Origin of the sequence: Streptosporangium fragile (assembly GCF_039534445.1) — a bacterium.
GTDB classification, from domain to species: Bacteria; Actinomycetota; Actinomycetes; order Streptosporangiales; family Streptosporangiaceae; genus Streptosporangium; species Streptosporangium fragile.
In genome coordinates this window covers 23,514-41,062 of sequence record NZ_BAAAVI010000026.1, presented here as the reverse complement: position 1 = coordinate 41,062, position 17,549 = coordinate 23,514, and the positions used below count along the sequence as shown (strand labels likewise).

At 72.8% G+C, this 17,549-nt stretch carries 16 protein-coding genes and 1 pseudogene; 4 read left to right on the top strand and 13 right to left on the bottom strand.

Annotation, left to right across the window (positions count from 1 at the left end):
- Positions 1-18 precede the first annotated feature (18 nt).
- From ABD841_RS19025 to prcB, 8 genes are all read right to left on the bottom strand, one after another.
- Positions 19-522, bottom strand: a complete 504-nt coding sequence (locus ABD841_RS19025; protein WP_344973375.1) for a DUF3291 domain-containing protein — start codon at positions 520-522, stop codon at positions 19-21.
- Positions 523-553: 31 nt separating this feature from the next.
- Positions 554-1,210: a helix-turn-helix transcriptional regulator gene (locus ABD841_RS19020; protein ID WP_344973239.1), complete on the bottom strand. Its 657-nt coding sequence runs from the start codon at positions 1,208-1,210 to the stop codon at positions 554-556.
- A gap of 96 nt (positions 1,211-1,306) precedes the next feature.
- Positions 1,307-2,209 carry an FKBP-type peptidyl-prolyl cis-trans isomerase gene (locus tag ABD841_RS19015; RefSeq protein WP_344973237.1) on the bottom strand — a complete coding sequence of 301 codons (903 nt, stop codon included), beginning with the start codon at positions 2,207-2,209 and terminating at the stop codon, positions 1,307-1,309.
- 215 nt (positions 2,210-2,424) lie between these two features.
- Entirely contained in the window at positions 2,425-3,375 is a 951-nt protein-coding gene (locus tag ABD841_RS19010) for an FKBP-type peptidyl-prolyl cis-trans isomerase (RefSeq protein ID WP_344973235.1), read from the bottom strand.
- 95 nt (positions 3,376-3,470) lie between these two features.
- Positions 3,471-4,829 carry a Pup--protein ligase gene (pafA, locus tag ABD841_RS19005; protein ID WP_344973233.1) on the bottom strand — a complete coding sequence of 453 codons (1,359 nt, stop codon included), beginning with the start codon at positions 4,827-4,829 and terminating at the stop codon, positions 3,471-3,473.
- 237 nt (positions 4,830-5,066) lie between these two features.
- A complete protein-coding gene (locus ABD841_RS19000; RefSeq protein ID WP_344973231.1) occupies positions 5,067-5,579 on the bottom strand; it encodes a hypothetical protein in 513 nt (170 codons plus the stop codon).
- Positions 5,580-5,689: 110 nt separating this feature from the next.
- A complete protein-coding gene (gene prcA, locus ABD841_RS18995) occupies positions 5,690-6,484 on the bottom strand; it encodes a proteasome subunit alpha (protein WP_344973229.1) in 795 nt (264 codons plus the stop codon).
- A 25-nt stretch (positions 6,485-6,509) separates the two neighbouring features.
- Complete coding sequence (gene prcB, locus ABD841_RS18990; RefSeq protein WP_344973372.1) at positions 6,510-7,328, bottom strand: proteasome subunit beta; 819 nt, start codon at positions 7,326-7,328, stop codon at positions 6,510-6,512.
- A gap of 279 nt (positions 7,329-7,607) precedes the next feature.
- Between prcB and ABD841_RS18985 the strand changes: the two genes are divergently transcribed.
- The gene (locus tag ABD841_RS18985; RefSeq protein WP_344973227.1) at positions 7,608-10,367 is read left to right on the top strand and encodes a glycoside hydrolase family 38 N-terminal domain-containing protein; all 2,760 of its coding nucleotides are present in this window, start codon (positions 7,608-7,610) and stop codon (positions 10,365-10,367) included.
- A 418-nt stretch (positions 10,368-10,785) separates the two neighbouring features.
- Here the strand turns inward: ABD841_RS18985 and ABD841_RS18980 are convergent, their stop codons facing one another.
- Complete coding sequence (locus ABD841_RS18980) at positions 10,786-10,995, bottom strand: ubiquitin-like protein Pup (RefSeq protein ID WP_344973225.1); 210 nt, start codon at positions 10,993-10,995, stop codon at positions 10,786-10,788.
- Positions 10,996-11,228: 233 nt separating this feature from the next.
- Between ABD841_RS18980 and ABD841_RS18975 the strand changes: the two genes are divergently transcribed.
- The 3 genes from ABD841_RS18975 to ABD841_RS18965 all read left to right on the top strand — a co-directional run bounded on the left by ABD841_RS18975 (position 11,229) and on the right by ABD841_RS18965 (position 13,647).
- The gene (locus tag ABD841_RS18975; protein ID WP_344973223.1) at positions 11,229-11,633 is read left to right on the top strand and encodes a hypothetical protein; all 405 of its coding nucleotides are present in this window, start codon (positions 11,229-11,231) and stop codon (positions 11,631-11,633) included.
- A 99-nt stretch (positions 11,634-11,732) separates the two neighbouring features.
- The gene (locus ABD841_RS18970) at positions 11,733-12,530 is read left to right on the top strand and encodes a serine/threonine-protein kinase (RefSeq protein WP_344973221.1); all 798 of its coding nucleotides are present in this window, start codon (positions 11,733-11,735) and stop codon (positions 12,528-12,530) included.
- 226 nt (positions 12,531-12,756) lie between these two features.
- Positions 12,757-13,647, top strand: a complete 891-nt coding sequence (locus ABD841_RS18965; RefSeq protein WP_344973219.1) for a serine/threonine-protein kinase — start codon at positions 12,757-12,759, stop codon at positions 13,645-13,647.
- Between the two features lie 4 nt (positions 13,648-13,651).
- On the opposite strand, the gene ABD841_RS18960 is transcribed toward ABD841_RS18965, so the two are convergent.
- From ABD841_RS18960 to ABD841_RS18945, 4 genes and pseudogenes are all read right to left on the bottom strand, one after another.
- Positions 13,652-14,974, bottom strand: a complete 1,323-nt coding sequence (locus ABD841_RS18960) for a cobyrinic acid a,c-diamide synthase CobB (RefSeq protein WP_344973217.1) — start codon at positions 14,972-14,974, stop codon at positions 13,652-13,654.
- Complete coding sequence (cobO, locus tag ABD841_RS18955) at positions 14,968-15,570, bottom strand: cob(I)yrinic acid a,c-diamide adenosyltransferase (RefSeq protein WP_344973215.1); 603 nt, start codon at positions 15,568-15,570, stop codon at positions 14,968-14,970. Before cobO ends, ABD841_RS18960 begins: the two co-directional genes overlap by 7 nt.
- Positions 15,571-15,589: 19 nt before the next feature.
- The gene (locus tag ABD841_RS18950; RefSeq protein ID WP_344973213.1) at positions 15,590-16,417 is read right to left on the bottom strand and encodes a vWA domain-containing protein; all 828 of its coding nucleotides are present in this window, start codon (positions 16,415-16,417) and stop codon (positions 15,590-15,592) included.
- Between the two features lie 374 nt (positions 16,418-16,791).
- Positions 16,792-17,445: pseudogene (locus ABD841_RS18945) on the bottom strand (magnesium chelatase ATPase subunit I); the annotation flags it as partial.
- Between the last annotated feature and the right edge of the window lie 104 nt (positions 17,446-17,549).

The window sequence follows — 17,549 nt, the reverse complement described above, 5'->3', positions numbered from 1 at the left end:
GCGGTACGGCCGGCGCCCCTACATCGCGGGCGCCTCGACCTCGCGGACGCCTTCCGCCCCGTCGGCGCCCTCCGCCCCGCGGTCGCACGGCGCGTCGTGGAAGTCCTTGAAGGTGAACGCCTCCGGCGTGGGGCCCTGCGCCCTGAGCCGTTCCAGCCGCTCCATCCCCTCGGCCAGCGTCGGCACGTGGCCCTCGGGGATCCACCACATCACGGTGTACGGCTCCGCCATGCGCAGGAACCACTCCCTGCGCCGCTGCAGCACCGCCAGATGGCCGCTGCGGTAGATGAAGTCCCACAGCGTGTCACGCGACTCCCAGACCGAGAAGTTGATCAGCAGGTGGTCGCCGTAGTCGTGCTCGACGGTGTCCTGGGCGCCGTCGCCGCCCTTGAGCCGCCACACGAAGCCGGGGGTCGCTTCGGCCAGCCGGTTGATCGGGTCCAGGGCGGCCACGAAGCCGGCCAGTTCGGGAGAGTCCTTGGGGGCGCGCATGTGGGCGATGTTCATCTGGGCGAGGTGCATGGCCACAGCACACCATCCCCCCTCTTCTATGTCAATCTTCGTTGTTTTTAGAAAAGACGACGCAGCACTCCCCCGGCCGTGGATCCAGGCGGGCCGCCCCGGCGTCCCCGCCGAGCCCTTCGAGCAGGCCCCGGCAGAGTTCAAGGTTCATCGAGCAGACCAGCAGCGGATGCTCCTCGGCCAGCGTGTGGAACGGGCAGTTGCGCAACCGCACCATGCCGCGCCCGTCCGGGCCGCCCTCCTCGTACGGCTCGTAGCCGCGCCGCCGCAGCACCCCGTCCAGGTCCTCGCCCGCCCCGGCGAGAGCGCGCCCGGCCCGCCGTGCCGCCTGCTCGGCCCGTTCGTCCCCGCCGAGCAGGTCCACCGCCTCGGCCAGCGCCCGGGCGAGCGTGCGGTAGTCCCTGGCGGGCACACTGACCTGCCACTCGCCCCGCGCCCTGCGGTAGACCTTCGCCGGCCGCCCGCTACCCGGGCCCGTCCTGTCCGTAAGCCGCCGGAAGCCCGCCTCCAGCAGCCCGGCCTCAACGAGCTTGTCGAGGTGGAAGGCCGCCAGGGTCCGCTGGACCCCCACCGCCTCGGCGGCCTCGTTGCGCCCCACGTCCTGCCCACGGGAGACCACGTACTCGTAGACCGCCCGGCGCACCGGATCGTGGAGGGTCGCCACCGTGTCAAGGTCGTCGCTGTTCACAGCGGGGATTCTAGGCCCGGCCCGGAGGCCGCTCCGTCCCCTCGGGGCGGCGGGGCGACGGGACGGCCGGGTCAGGGCCGGCAGGCGGCCAGAGGGTCAGTAGGCGGCCAGCACGTCGACGACGAAGACGAGGGTGTCGCCGGGGCGGATCGTCGGGGGCAGGCCGTTCTCGTAGCCGAACCTCGGCGGGACGATCAGGGCGACGCGGCTGCCGACGGGGACGCCGACCAGGGCGCGGTCCCACCCGGCGATGACGGCTCCCTTGCCGATCCGGAACGCCCTGGGGTGCCCGGACCGCCAGGTGGAGTCGAAGACGGCGCCGCTCTCCCAGACCTTGCCCTCGTACTGGGTGACCAGGAGCTGCCCGGCCCGGGTCTTCGCCCCGGCGCCCCGGATGAGGACCTTGCTGCGCAGGTCCGCGGGCGGCCTGCTGCGCGGCAGGGCGAGGGAGGGTCGCGCTCCGGAGGCACCGGCGATCCTGACCCCGTCGAGGACCCCGGGGCCACCCTCTCCCCTGGCCGCCGCGCCCGGCGGGAAGGAACCGAGCACGTCGACCACGTAGAACAGCTCGTCCTCGGCGGTCATCCCGCCGGGCGGGTTCGGGCCGTAGCCCTCCTCCGGCGGGACGACGGCGACCACCCGGCTGCCGACCTTGTGACCGCGCAGGGCCCTGCCCACACCGGTGATCGACTGGCCCAGCGCGAACGAGGCGGGGGCACCCTGATTGAAACTGGAAGCCAGCAGGCGGTTGTCCTTGCCGTCCCACACGTGGGTGGTGTAGTGGGCGACGACCAGGTCGTTCCCGCCGATCTCCGCGCCGGTGCCGGCCATCAGCTCGGCGAACCGCAGGTCGGCGGGGGGCATGCCCTCCGGGAAACGCACGGTGGGCCTGTCCCCGAAACTTCCGAGCACCTCGACGTCCGGACCGGCCTGCTCACCGGAGGTGCACGCGGCGGCCAGCAGCAGCGAGAGCGCGGCGAGCAGAGCAGCAGGACGCATCCCAACCTCCCCGGGCCGAGGGCTGCGCCCACCCTAGCGCCCTATTAGGAGAGTTGTCAGTAGCCCGGTCTCCCTCCGACGCGCGGTGGAGCCCGGCCACGGCTCCGGCCTCGAACGACGCCGGCCCGGCCGTGAACACGCACACCCCGCCGCGAACGCACGCGGGCCCGGCCGTGAACACGCACGGCCGGGCCCGCGGTCACGGGACGGAAGCGTCAGTAGGCGGCCAGCACGTCCACCAGGAAGACCAGGGTGTCGGTGCCCTTGATCTTGTCGCCGGAGCCGGCCTTGCCGTAACCGAGGTCCGGCGGGATGCTCAGCAGCACCCGGCTGCCCACCGGGACACCGACCAGACCCTGGTCCCAGCCCTTGATGACCTTGCCGGTGCCGATCTGGAAGATGATCGGCTGGGCGCCCCGGGACCAGCTGCTGTCGAACTCGACGCCGGTGCCCCAGATCTTGCCGGCGTACTGGACCAGGATCGACTGGCCGGACTTGACCTCCGGGCCGTCACCCTTGATCACGGTCTTGGCGACCAGTTCCTTGGGCGCCTTGACCTCGGTCTTGGTGGTCAGCGTGGGGGCGGTGTCGCCGCCCGGGTTCTCGACCTTGACCCCCTTGACGCCGGGGTCGACGGCCTTGCCCTTGGCCGCGTTGGCCTCGGGGACGCCGACCACGTCGACCACGAAGACCTGCGACTGCCCCGCGGGAACCTGCGCCTGCTGCTCAGCGGGCAGCGCGTCCTTGCCGACGACGGAGACGAAACGCCCGCCGCCCTTGGTCTGGGCGAAGCCCTTGCGCAGGACCTCCGGGATCTGCTCGTTGACCGGGATGACCTGCGGGCTGCCCTCGTCATAGGTCGACCCGCTGAGCGCGTTCGTCTTACCGTCCCAGGTGAAGACGGTGAAGTTGGCGACCACGTTTGTCCCGGCCGTGGCGGAGCGGCCGACGGTGCCGGGCGTGAGCACCTTGACCGAGGAGGTCTCGGCGACCTTCGACGGGAAGGTCACGGTCGGCTTCGCGTTCGTCTCCCCCGTCACCTGGATCTCCGTGGCCCCGCCGGAGGCGGAACCGGAGGTGCTGGTGGTCCCGCCGCTCCCGGAACCACAGGCTGCGGCGAACATCAGGGGAACTGCGGCAAGTACGGCCATGCTGCGGCGGCGCATAGATATCCCTCAAGCAGACGTCAGGTTCGCGCCACATTACCCGCCCCGGCATACGGAAGAGGTAAGCCATGGGCGGTCTTGCCGAAGCGTGACCATCACATTCCGGCGATCAGCTTGTCCACTCTCTCGTCGACGCTGCGGAAGGGATCCTTGCAGAGCACGGTGCGCTGAGCCTGGTCGTTGAGCTTCAGGTGGACCCAGTCGACGGTGAAGTCGCGCCGCTTCTCCTGCGCCCTGCGGATGAACTCCCCGCGCAGCCGCGCCCGGGTGGTCTGCGGCGGCACCGACTTGGCCTCGAAGATCTTCAGGTCGGACGCCACCCGCTCCACCGCGCCGCGCTTCTGCAGCAGGTAGAACAGACCTCGGCGGCGGTGCACGTCGTGGTAGGCCAGGTCGAGCTGGGCGACCCGGGGGCTCGACAGCGGCAGGTCGTACTTGCTGCGGTAGCGCTCGATGAGCTGGTACTTGGTCACCCAGTCGATCTCGCGGGAGACCAGGTCGAGGTTGCCGGTGTCGACCGCGTTGAGCGTGCGCTCCCAGAGCTCCAGCACCCGCTCGCTGATGTCGTCGCCGCCGCGGCGGTCGACGAAGTCACGGGCCTTGGAGAGGTACTCCTGCTGGATCTCCAGCGAGGACGCCTCCCGGCCGTTGGCCAGCCGCACCCGCCGCCGCCCCGTCATGTCGTGGGAGACCTCGCGGATGGCCCGGATCGGGTTCTCCAGCGACAGGTCGCGCATCACCGTGCCCGCCTCGATCATGCGCAGCACCAGGTCGGTCGCGCCGACCTTGAGCAGCATGGTCGTCTCGCTCATGTTGGAGTCGCCGACGATGACGTGCAGGCGGCGGAAGCGCTCGGCGTCGGCGTGCGGTTCGTCCCGGGTGTTGATGATCGGGCGCGAGCGGGTGGTGGCGCTGGAGACGCCCTCCCAGATGTGCTCGGCCCGCTGGGAGACGCAGTAGACCGCGCCGCGCGGGGTCTGCAGCACCTTGCCGGCGCCGCAGATGATCTGGCGGGTGACCAGGAAGGGGATCAGCACGTCGGCCAGGCGGCCGAACTCCCCGTGCCGGCCGACCAGGTAGTTCTCGTGACAGCCGTAGGAGTTGCCCGCGGAGTCGGTGTTGTTCTTGAACAGGTAGATGTCTCCGGCGATGCCCTCCTCCCGCAGGCGCTTCTCGGCGTCGACCAGCAATCCCTCCAGGATGCGCTCGCCCGCCTTGTCGTGGGTCACGAGCTCCACGACGTTGTCGCATTCCGGAGTGGCGTACTCGGGGTGGCTGCCGACGTCGAGATACAGGCGGGCGCCGTTGCGGAGGAAGACGTTGCTCGACCGGCCCCATGAGACCACCCGGCGGAACAGATATCGCGCGACCTCGTCGGGCGACAGCCGCCGCTGCCCCCTGAACGTGCAGGTGACGCCGTACTCGTTCTCAAGCCCGAAGATGCGACGATCCATTGCCTCACACTATTCGCCGAACCCCTCTCGCGGGAGGGATCATGGGGTTTTCGGTCGTACGGCTTATGCCCCGGGCGGTGAACTGCTAAGCACGGCCCGGCCCGGACGGCCGGGGGCGGGCCGGAGGGGATGGCACCGCACCCCCGGCGAACAGCCGGAAAACACCTGCGGTGGCGCCCGGGAACCGGGCGGGAACGGGCGGGAACACGGTCCCGGCGGAGCCGTTTCCGGCACGGCTCAGGGGGTGTAGATCTCCTGAAGCTTGACGATTTCGCCGCGGTAGACCGTGATCAGCGCGGGGCGCTCGGCCTTCGCGGCCCTGGACAGCAGTTCCTTGCGGGAACAACGCTTGACCCCCAGGCCCTTCTCGTTCACCGTGGTGGCCGATCGCCTGCCGGAGCAGCCGGCGGCGCTCAGGAAGACGACGGTCTCGGCGACGGGCGAGGCGTAGGCGGTGACGTCGCCCTCCGGCGGCCCCACGAAGTAGCCCTTGGTCTTCCTGCCCTTCACCCATCTGATGGGTTCGTACTCCACCCGGCCGGAGTCCACGTGGGTGATCCAGCCGCGCAGGACGCCGTCCTTGCGGGGCCTGAGGCCCTTGGTGAAGTCGTGGCCGGGGTCGGGCTGGAACGCCGTCCCGTAGACCTTCGGGACGGGGAAGCCGGGGATCGCGGCGGCCTGGGCGGGGACCGCGGCGACGAGGACGGCCGAGAGCGCCGCGGCGGCCGGGAGGAGAGGCAAGCTTCTCATGCGCCGTACGACGGCGGACCCGGACACCGCGTTGCCAGGGCGGTGAGTGATTCGCGTCACAGCGGAGCGCCGCCCCCCGGGGCGGGGCACGGCGCTCCGTGGTCTCGCGGTCAGCCGCCGGAGCCGGTGTCGATGTCGCCCTCGGGCGCCGTGGGCGGCACCTCGGGGGCTCCGGTCTCGGCTGCGCCGGTCTCGGGGGTCTCCGGCGCGGGGGCGGGCGTGGCGCTCTCGGCCAGCAGGCGCTCCAGCCTCGCGCCGTTGAGCCGCAGGAACTTGCGGTGCGGCCGGTTGCGGTCGAGCACCGCGACCTCCAGCTGGCCGGCGGGCGGGCGCTCACCGCCCGGCTCGGTCAGCGCGAACAGCGCCGCGTCCAGCGCCTCGGCCAGTGGCAGCCCGTCACGGTAGCGCTCCTTGAGACGGCCCGCCACCGCGTCCGCGTGGCCGCCCATCGCCACCAGGCCCGCCTCGTCGAAAACCGAGCCGTCGAAGGTCAGCCGGTAGATGTGGTCCTCGTCGGCCGTGTCACCGACCTCGGCGACCACGATCTCCACCTCGAACGGCTTCAGCGACTCGGTGAAGATCTGGCCGAGGTTCTGCGCGTAGAGGTTGGCCAGGCCGCGGGCGGTCACGTCGTCGCGGGCGTAGGTGTAGCCGTTGATGTCGGCGTAGCGGATGCCGCCGAGGCGTAGCGCCTCGAACTCGTTGTAGCGGCCGACCGCGGCGAAACCGATCTTGTCGTAGATCTCGCTGATCTTGTGCAGAGCCCGGGACGGGTTGGGGGCGACGAACAGGATGCCGTCCTCGTACTGCAGGACGACGACGCTGCGACCCCGCGCGATCCCCTTTCGCGCGTAGTCCGCCTTGTCCCGCATCTGCTGCTCGGGCGAGACATATCCAAAAGGCATGGACACCTGGGGTGATCCTCTCGTGTTAGCGCAGCGGGGCGATGGGGCCGTCGGGAGTGCCCATCCGGTTGCCGATCACCGTCTGGACGTACTCGGCGACCTCGTCATCGGAGAGCCGGCGGAAGCCGTCCGCGGTGATCACCGCCACGACGGGCCAGATCCTGCGGGTGACGTCGGGGCCGCCGGTCGCGGAGTCGTCGTCGGCCGCGTCGTAGAGGGCGTGGATGGCGGTCAGCACGGTGTCCTCGGGCGAGGCGCCCTCCCGGTAGAGCTTCTTCAGCGCGCCCCGGGCGAAGATCGAACCAGAGCCGATCGCGTGGTGCTGCCGCTGCTCGTAGGGGCCGCCGCCGACGTCGTAGCTGAAGATCCGGCCGCCGTCGATGGCGGGGTCGTAGGCGACGAACAGCGGCACGACCACCAGGCCCTGCATCGCCATCGGAAGGTTGCCGCGGATCATCGTGGCGAGGCGGTTGGCCTTGCCCTTGACCGAGAGGGTGCGGCCCTCCCTCTTCTCGTAGTGCTCCAGCTCTACCTGGTAGAGCCTGGCCAGCTCGATCCCGGTGCTCGCCGCCCCGGCGATGCCCATGCCCGAGTGGTCGTCGGTGCGGAACACCTTCTCCATGTCGCGCTGGGAGATGATGTTGCCGGAGGTCGCCCGGCGGTCTCCGGCGATCACCACGCCGCCGGCGCACGTGGCCGCGACGATCGTGGTCGCATGGGGGATCTGGTCACCCACCGGAGCCGCCAGGGTCTCGTTACGGCCAGGCAACAAGTCCGGCGCGTGGGACCTAACGAACTCGGTGAACGACGAACTCCCAGTGTCGGTAAAGATGTGATTCACCATTCCGGCGGGCAGGTCCCTGTGCGATCCCACGCCACTCCCTCCAAAGGTGCGGTCCCTTAAGGCCCGACCTTACTCATCTTGCCGTGCTGCATGCACTTCCCTCGATCAGCTCAGCGCGAACCACCTGCGGCGGGGCCGCCCGATATTTACGGCCGGACCCACCCGCGCGACGGCCGGGCGCCGCCCGGCGGCCGGGCGGCCGCGAGCCGTCGAGGTGTGACGCCGGAGCCGGTGGGACAGAACCTGGGATGCCCGCCGGAGAGATCACAGGAATCGGAGATGAGGCGTGTGACGCCTGACATCGTGGTCGTCCCGCACACCCACTGGGACCGCGAGTGGTATCTGCCGTTCCAGCGGTTCAGGCTCGGCCTCGTCCGCATGCTCGACGACGTCCTCGACGCCATGGGCGCCGACCCCGCCTACAGGTTCACCATGGACGGCCAACTGGCCGCCCTGGAGGACTACCTGGAGATCCGCCCCGAGCGGCTGCCGGAACTGAGGCGGTTCGTCACCGAGGGGCGCCTGGCGGCCGGGCCGTGGCTCGTCCTCGCCGACGAGTTCCTGTGCTCGGGTGAGACGCTGATCCGCAACCTCGAGTACGGCATGCGGGGAGCCGCCGAGCTGGGCGGCGTCATGCGGGTCGGCTACCTGCCCGACCAGTTCGGCCACTGCGCCCAGATGCCGCAGATCCTCAAGCAGGCCGGGCTCGACCACGCCTGCCTGTGGCGGGGCGTGCCCGGCCGCGTCGACCGCGACGCGTTCGCCTGGGTCGGCGCCGACGGCACCGCCATCCGCACCCAGTACCTCCCCGGCGGGTACGGCAACGCCGCGGCCCTGTTCAAGGGCCCGGCGGCGGGGCTCGCCGACCGGCTGGCCGCGTTCACCGAGACCATGCGCCCGTGGCACCCCGAGGGACCGCTGCTGGCCATGTACGGCGGCGACCACACCGCGCCCGCCGCGGACATCACCGCCGCCGGGCTGCGCATCGCCACCCTCGGCGACTACGTCACCGCCCAGGACCCGGGTGTCACCGGCCTGCCCGTGGTCCACGGCGAGCTGCGTTCCCACGCGCGGGCCAATCTCCTGCCGGGTGTCGTCTCCGCCCGCATGCCCGCCAAGCGGCTCATGGCCCGCGCCGAACGCGTCGTGACCCGCTACGCCGAACCGCTGTCGGCGCTCTGGCTGCCGGGCGGCACGGGCGGCACGGGCGGCACGGCGGCCCGAAGCGGCGCTGACGGCGCGGGCGTCAGGAGCGGCACGGCGGCGGCGAGGCTCCTCGACATGGCCTGGCGCCGCCTGATCGCGTGCGGCGGCCACGACTCGATCACCGGGTGCGGCGCCGACGAGACCGCGCAGCAGGTCGCGGCGCGCATCGCCGAGGCCGAGCAGATCGGCCAGGCCGTGGTCGACCTGGTCGGCTCCCACCTGGCGGACCGGGCCGCCCGGGGCTCCCTCGTGGTCGTCAACCCCTCCCCGTTCGCCCGCACCGCCCTCGTCCTCGCCGACCTGCCCGAGGCCCGGGCCCACCTGCTCACCCCCGGCGGCGGGCAGGTGCCCACCCAGCGGCTCGAACTCGCCCCCACTCTCCTCGACGAGACCGTGATGGACGACCTCACCCGGCTCCTGGGCCGGGTCCACGAGCGCGAGCTGTTCGGGATGGAGATCGTCTCCTGGTCCGCCGCCGAGGATGTCTTCACCGTCGTCGTGGGGCGGCACGCGACCGGCGGCTACGACCACGCCGACCTGCGCGCGGCCGTGCTGGCCGCCGCCGCGGCCCGGCCCGGCCCCTGGCGCGTGCGCACCTGCGCCGAGCCCGTCGTCACCGTCGCCGCCCAGGTCACCGTCCCGCCCCTGGGTCGCGTCACGCTCTCCCCGGCGCCCCGCCCGGCTCCCTCCGCCGGGGCGGCGCCCGCGGGCGGGCCGGGGTGGGACCGTCCCGCCGACGGCACGCTCGACAACGGCCTGTTGCGCGTCGTCGCCGCCGCCGACGGCACCCTGTCGCTGTTCTCCGCCGGCGGCGAGGCGCACGGCGTGGGACGCGTCGTGGACGGCGGTGACGCCGGCGACACCTACAACCACGCCCCTCCCCGCGAGGACCTCCTCGTCGGCGTCCCACGCCTGGTGGAGGTCGAGCCCCTGTACACCGGGCCGCTGGTCTCGGTGCTGGAGATCCGCCGCACGTACGCCTGGCCGTCGGACACCACCCCGGAGGCCCGCTCCGCCGCCGCCGAGGACGTCACCGTCGTCACCCGGGCGGAGCTGCGCGCCGGAGAACCGTACGTGCGGCTGGAGATCTCCTTCGACAACCGCTCCCGCGACCACCGGGTCCGCTGGCACGCGCCACTCCCCCGCACGGCGGCGGAGTCGTTCGCCGAGGGGCAGCTGGCCGTGGTGCGGCGCGGGCTGACCGGCGAGGGAGGTTGCGGCGAGCGGCCCGTGCCCACCTTCCCCGCGGAGGGCTTCGTCGCCGCGGGGGGCCTGGCCGTCCTGCTGGACCAGGTCACCGAGTACGAGCTCACCGGCGGGGAGCTGGCCCTGACCCTGGTCCGCTCGGTGGGGCTGCTGTCGAACAACCGGAACGCCTGGCGCGAGGAGCCCGCGGGGCCGCAGCTGCCCACGCCGGCCGCCCAGTGCCCGGGGCCGGTCTCCATGCGCCTGGCCGTGCTCCCTCATTCGGGCGGCTGGGAGGAGGCGGGGCTGCCGCGCCTGGCCGAGGAGTACCGTCACGAACTGCTGGCCGTACCCGGGACGGGCCGCGCCGGCGCGGAACCCGCGGGCGCGGCGACCGCGGGTGTCGCGGTGGAGGGCGCGGGCGTGGTGCTCACCGCGCTGCGCGAACGCGCGGGCGTCCTGGAAATGCGTCTGGTGGCCGAGCATCCGCGCCCCACCGAGGCCGTCGTCCGCGGCCCCTTCACAGCCGCCCGCCGCGCCGACATACTCGGCGCGGCGGGCGAGCGACTGGAAATCGCCGGCGGTGCCGTACGGCTGCCGCTGCGCCCCTTCGAGATCGCGACCCTTCACCTGACGAGGGCGGGGTGAGCGCGCCGGGCCGTACTCTCCGTGTCTTCCGGCCCGGCGTTCTCCGCCTGCGCGGCCCTCGCGCCCGCTCCGGCTCCGGCCGTCACCGGCGCAGCCGGGAGACCCCGCCGCGGGATCCTCCCGTATTCTCTTCCCGCGCCGAAGAACAGGGCGTTCCACGCTGCGGGGGCTCGGTGACGGAGCTTCCGGTAAGGAGTCGGCCCATCGGGATACCACCGATTAGGGCCGACCTCAGCCCAGGGTTTTTATCTCTCCATATTTCGGACAGCATCAGCGCCCTCCGGAGCGCCGAAACGCTCCCGGACGGCTTTTCCCCGTTCGGCCCGGCATCGGGGGAGCTCCCGGCGGAGCGCCTCCCGCGGCATTACCCGCCGGAGCGGGCACGCCTCACGCCGGACTTTAAATCTGGACACATATCTTACTGTCCGCCCTTTTGGACGTAGCTCCTTACGAACTCCTCCGCGTTCTCTTCGAGAACCTCGTCGATCTCGTCCAGAATCGCGTCGACGTCGTCCGAGAGCTTCTCGTGGCGCTCCTGGACGTCGGAGGTCTCCGCCGGGGCGGTCTCCTCCACTTCCTTGTCGGTCCGGCCAGTCTGCTTCTGGCCGCCGGTGTCCTTGCTCACCATCTGTGGCTCCTCCGCCTGGGGGACGTATCTGACCCACCCCATATCTTCCCCGAACCGGACGACATTGCGCGTGGATCACCCTGCGATCTTTCGGGGAACGCGCCGAGGCCGGTCCGGGGCCCCGCGCCAGAGAGCCTCCCCAGGAGGCACGGCGGCGAATCCACCCGCCCTTGACCAGATAGTGTAACTATCCAATAATTGGCGAGCGACACTATCCAATCGAAGGGCTCCCCATGTCACCGTCGTCGCTGAGCACCGCCGGCCTGCTCCTCGTCACCGTGCCCGCCGTCGCCTTCGGCGGGGCCTCCCTGCTGGCGCACATCATGCGCGGCTTCCCGGGTTACCTGGACAACCCGGTGCGGCGCGGCCTGTGGCGGGCCGGGCACGCGCACGCGGGCATCCTGGTGCTCTTCGCGCTCGTCGCCATGCTGTACGTCGACCAGGCCGACCTGTCCGACGGCCTGAAGGGCCTGACCCGCGTCCTGATCGTGGCGGCGCCGATCCTGATGCCGATCGGCTTCTTCCTGTCGGTGGCGCGCCCCTCCGACACCAGGCCGAACAGGCTGATCTGGCTGGTCCCCGCCGGTGGGGTGTCCCTCGCGGCGGGCACGCTGCTGCTCGGCGTCGGGCTCGTCTGAGTGCCCCGCCCGATGACTTCTGACGCATTTCCGAACCCCCGGACGGTCAGGGACCGTTCCAAGTAGGCCTCAGGCGCCGGAAACTGCGATCATTGGAGGGTGAGCACCATCATCGCCCGCAGGTACAAGCTCGTCTCCCGCGTCGGCCAGGGAGCGACCGGGGTCGTCTGGCGCGCCTACGACCTGCTGCTGGAGCGAGAGGTGGCCCTCAAGGAGATACCGTTGCCACCCGGGCCCGCCGCGGCCGAGCAGCGGCGGCGGGTGGTGCGGGAGGCCCGGATGGCGGCGCGGCTGAGCCACCGGGGCATCGTGACGGTGCACAACCTGACCGAGGAGGCCGACCGCCTCTGGATCGTCATGGAGTTCCTGGAGGCGCTGACGCTGCACGACACGCTCGTGCAGGCCGGCCCCCTCCCGGTCCACCTGGTGGCCGCGATGGGCTGCCACCTGCTCGACGCGCTGCGGCACGCCCATGACGGCGGGGTCATCCACCGCGACATCAAGCCGGCCAACATCATGCTGACCGGCGACCGGGTGGTGCTGGCCGACTTCGGCTTCGCCGCGCCGGAGGGGGTGGCGTCGAGCTCGATGCGGGGCACCCCGGCGTTCATCGCGCCGGAGGCGCTCCAGGGCCGGGGCGGCACCCGCGAGGCGGACATGTGGTCGTTCGGCGCGACGCTGTACATGGCGGTGGAGGGCAGGACCCCGTTCCGCACGGTGAACTCGATGGCGGCACTGGTGGCGGCGTTGCGCGAGCCGCCGCGCGCGCCCAAGCGGGCGGGTGCCCTGGAGCCGGTGCTGCGCGGGCTGCTGCGCAAGGATCCGCGGGCGCGGCTGAGCGCGGAGCGCACCTCGCAGATGCTGGAGGACGTGCGCTCGACCCTCAGCGCCGCCTGACACCTCGGCGCTTCACACCCCCGGAGGCGTTCGCCGAGTTCCGGGGGTTTTTCCTGACCACCGCCTCAAGGTTCGCAGCATGGACGGCATTCTGCGCGTTCCATGCTGCGAACCATGCAATCCAATCGTTACCGACAATCACCATCAGTAACCGCATATGCATCGTTCCACAGTGAAAATATGAATCAGCTGAGGGGAATCGGCGTCTATGCGCAATGGGTGATTCATGGGAACAGATGCCGGAAAGGCGCGGTTACTCGGAGCTCGTTATCAACTGATATCGCCGATGGGCCGGGACTCGGTGGGCATGGTGTGGCGCGCCCACGATTTCCTGCTGAGACGTAATGTGGCGATCAAGGAAATCCGCCCTCGGTCCTACGAGAACGGCGTGGACCTTCACGACGCCCGCCGCCGGGCGCTGCGCGAGGCGCGGTCGGCCGGGCGGCTGAACCACCCGGCGGTGATCTCGGTGCACGACCTCCTGGAGGTGGAGGGACGACTCTGGATCGTCATGGAGCTCCTGGAAGCCCTCACCCTGAAGGAGACGGTCCGGCACCTGGGCCACCTGCCGATCCACTGGACGGCGTGGATCGGCTTCCAACTGCTGGGCGGGCTGCGCCACGCCCACGGGATGGGCATCCTGCACCGGGACATCAACCCGGGCAACATCCTGCTGACCGGCGATCGGGTGGTGCTGTCGGACTTCGGGATCGCGGCGCTGCACCGCGACTCGGACCAGTCGACGACCATGCCGCTCGGCTACGCCCCCGCCTTCATCGCGCCGGAGCGGATACGGGGCGGCCCGGCGACCCCCGCGGGTGACCTGTGGTCGTTCGGGGCGTGCCTGTACTTCGCGGTGGAGGGCCGGGCGCCCTACCCCGTCGCCGGCCCGCCGGGCGCGTCCGGCACGCAGGCGGCCGGGCGCGTGGCCCCGCCGGTGAAGGCCGGGCCGCTCCGGCCGGTCCTGGAGGGGCTGCTCCGGCCCGATCCGGCGGCCCGGATGGGCACCGGGCACGCGGGCCGGATGTTGTCGGAGATCCTTCGCGTGGAGGGGGTGACGGCGGCGGCGCCACGGCTGCCCGCGGCACGCCTGCCACCCGACTCCTTTACAGTGTAGATCATCAGGTGCGGGTGAGCGGGCGGCAGGCCTCGACGAACCTGGCGGCCAGGTGAGGGCTGCCGGCCCAGTGCAGGTGCAGGTAGGAGGCGGCCACCCGGCCGTCGGCGAAACCGTCGGCCCCGCCCCGCCAGCGGAACAGCGGCCGCTCGGGCACCGGCTCGACCGCGGTGCGGTGGAACTCATGGCCGCGGTAGCGCTCGCCGGCCCTGGTCAGCACGGAGTCGCGGACGGCGACCGCGTCCCGGTAGCCGAGGGTCAGCGTGCCGGTCATCCTGGCCGTGGCGTCCAGGACCCCGCACATCGGCCTGCCGTCCAGCTCCCTGGCGAGGTACAGCAGCCCCGCGCACTCGGCCGCGATCGGCCCGTCGAACGCGGCGACCTCCTTGCGCAGCGGCTCGTTGGCCGACAGCTCGGCGGCGTAGACCTCGGGGAAGCCGCCCCCCACGACGATCCCGCGGGTCCCCTCGGGCAGGCTCTCGTCGGCGAGCGGGTCGAAGGGCACCACCTCGGCCCCCGCCGCCGCCAGGAGCTCGGCCTGCTCGGTGTAGCCGAAGGTGAAGGCCTGCCCTCCGGCGACGGCGACCCGCGTGGTGGCGGGAGCGGGCGGGCCCGGGGTCCACGGGGTGCCGGGCAGCGGCGGGGCCGTGCGGGCCAGCCGCACGAGCCCCGGCAGGTCGCAGGAGGCGGCGACGAGCTCCGCGACGGCGTCCATCGCCCGCTCCGCCTGGGTACGGCGCTCGGCGGCCGGCACCAGGCCGAGGTGGCGGGAGGGGGTTGCGACGGCGTCGCTGCGGTGGATCGCGCCCAGCACCGGGACGCCGCTCTCGGCCAGGGCCTCGCGGCAGATGGCCTCGTGCCGCGCCGAGCCGATCCGGTTGAGGATCACCCCGCCGAGCCTGATCCGGGTGTCGAAGGAGGCGAACCCGTGCACCAGCGCCGCCACCGACCGGCTCTGCTTGGCCGCGTCCACGACCAGCACCACCGGGGCGTCCAGCAGCCTGGCGACGTGCGCGGTGGAGGCGAACTCCCCCGAACCCGCGCCGTCGTACAGGCCCATCACCCCCTCGACCACCGCGACGTCGGCCCCGGCGGCGCCGTGCAGGAACAGCGGGGCGACGAGGTCCTCCCCCACCAGCCACGGGTCGAGGTTGCGACCGGGGCGGCCGGTGGCCAACGCGTGGTAGCTGGGGTCGATGTAGTCGGGGCCCACCTTGTGCGGGGAGACCACCGTGCCCCGGCGGGCGAGCGCGGCCATCAGCCCGGTCGCCACGGTCGTCTTCCCCGCGCCCGAGGCCGGGGCCGCGATGACCAGGCGGGCTACCATTCGATGCCCTTCTGACCCTTCTGCCCGGCGTCCATGGGGTGCTTGACCTTGCCCATCTCCGTCACCAGGTCGGCGGCGTCGAGCAGCCTGGGATCGGCGTCACGGCCGGTGACGACGACGTGCTGGGCACCCGGCCGGGCCCGCAGGGTCTCGACCACGTCGTCGACGTCGACCCAGCCCCACTTCATCGGGTAGGTGAACTCGTCGAGCACGTACAGCCGGAACGTCTCGGCGGCCAGGTCGCGCTTGATCTGCTCCCAGCCCTCGCGGGCGTCGGCGGCGTGGTCCTCCTCCCGGCCCGGGCGCTGGATCCAGGACCAGCCCTCGCCCATCTTGTGCCAGGAGACCGTCCCGCCCTCCCCCGAGGCGCCGAGCACCCGCAGGGCACGCTCCTCGCCGACACGCCACTTGGCGGACTTGACGAACTGGAAGACCCCGATCGGCCAGCCCTGGTTCCAGGCACGCATCGCCAGGCCGAAGGCCGCGGTGGACTTGCCCTTCCCGGGGCCGGTGTGCACGATCAGCAGCGGCCGGTTGCGGCGCTGCCGGGTCGTCAGGCCGTCCTCGGGCACGCTGACCGGTCTGCCCTGCGGCATCGTCGCCATCCCTTCGCTGTCACGCGGCGCTCCGCCGCTCACGGATCATTCCCGCCAGGTCCGTCAGGTCGTCGAGACGTACGGTGTCGGCGCCCATGCGCGTCGCCAGAGCCCCGGCGAGGCCGAGGCGGACGTGGCCGCCCTCGCAGTCGACCACCACGCCCGCCACCCCGGCCAGCAGGCCCGCCGCGCGGTGCGCGTCCTCGACCGTGCCGGAGGTGGCCCGGCCGTCGGTGACCACGACCAGCAGCGGGCGCCTGGCCGGGTCGCGCAGACGCTCCACCCGCAGTACCTCGGCGGCCCGCAGCAGCCCGGCGGCCAGTGGGGTGCGCCCGCCGGTGGGCAGCTCGCGCAGCCGGGCCGCGCCGGCCTCGACCGAGGAGGTGGGGGGCAGCACCAGCTCGGCACGGGTGCCGCGGAAGGTGACAAGCCCGACCTTGTCGCGGCGCTGGTAGGCGTCGAGCAGCAGGCCCAGCACCGCGGTCTTGACCGCGCGCATGCGCTGCCGGGCGGCCATGGAGCCGCTGGCGTCCACCACGAACAGCACCAGGTTGCCCTCGCGGCCCTCCCGGACCGCCTCCCTGAGGTCGGCACGGCGTAGCAGCAGCCCGGGACCGCTCCTGCCGCGTGCGACCTGGTGCGGGGCGGCGGCGGCGACGGTCGCCCGCAGGTGGAGGGAGCCCGGGCTCCCCTCGGGGACGCGGGCCCCGGTGGTGCGGCCGAGCGGGGTCCTGGCGCGCGAGCGTCGCCCGGGGGCGCCCGCGCCGACGCCCGGGACGGTGAACAGGCGGGTCCGGGGGGCCGGGTCGGCGTCGAAGGTCTGCTCGCGGGCCTGTCCCGGAGACACGGCCCCGGTCTCCGTCCCCGGGGGTCGCGCGGGCGCCGGGGCGTCCCCAGGGCCGGGGCCGGGAGCGGCGTCGGAGGCGGGGGTGCCGGTGGCCGGGGCGGTCGGGTCGTCCCGACCGTCACGGCCGTCGGCGGTGCCGGGCCGGCCCCCGGGCTCCCCCCCCCCCCCGGCGGGGTCCCGGGCCCCCCCTCGCCCTCCGGCTCTCCGGGGCCCCCGCCACCGGGACCGTCCGGTGGCGTGTCACCCGGCTCGCCGGGGCCGTCGGGGCCATCGGGGCCGGGATCGTCGGGGTCGTCGGTGACCTGGTCGAGGAGGTCGCGCAACCTGGCCTCGTCCAGACCGGGAGCGTCGAAGGGGTCGCGGCGGCGGCGGTGCGGCAGGGCCAGCCTGGCGGCCTCGCGGACGTCCTCGGCGGTGACCGAGGAGCGGCCCTGCCAGGCGGCGTGCGCGATCGCCGCGCTCGCGGTGACCAGGTCGGCGCGGAGGCCGTCGACTTCGAACCCCGCGCAGACCGTGGCGATCCGGCGCAGCTCCGCGTCCGGCAGCGCGACGTGCGCGACCCGGGCCCGGGCGTCGGCGATGCGGTCCGCCAGGGCGCGTTCCCGGGCCGACCAGGCGGCGGCGAAGCCGGCCGGGTCCGCCTCGAACGCCAGGCGCCGGCGCACCACCTCGGCCCGTTCGGACGGCTCCCGCGACGCCCGGACCTCCACGGTCAGCCCGAACCGGTCGAGCAGTTGCGGGCGCAGCTCCCCCTCCTCCGGGTTCATGGTGCCCACCAGCAGGAACCGGGCGGCGTGCCGCACCGAGACGCCCTCACGCTCGACGTAGCAGGTGCCGAGGGCGGCGGCGTCGAGCAGCAGGTCCACCAGGTGGTCGTGGAGGAGGTTCACCTCGTCGACGTAGAGGACGCCCCGGTGCGCGGCGGCGAGCAGGCCGGGTTCGAAGGACTTCACCCCCTCGGTGAGGGCGCGTTCGATGTCGAGGGAGCCGACCAGCCGGTCCTCGGAGGCGCCGACGGGCAACTCCACCAGGCGGGCGGCCCGCACGCCCCGATCCGGGCCGGTACCCGGCCCGTCGGTCTCCGCGCGGGCCTGGTGCGGCCCGTCGGGGCAGCCGGGGTCGGGGGCGCCGG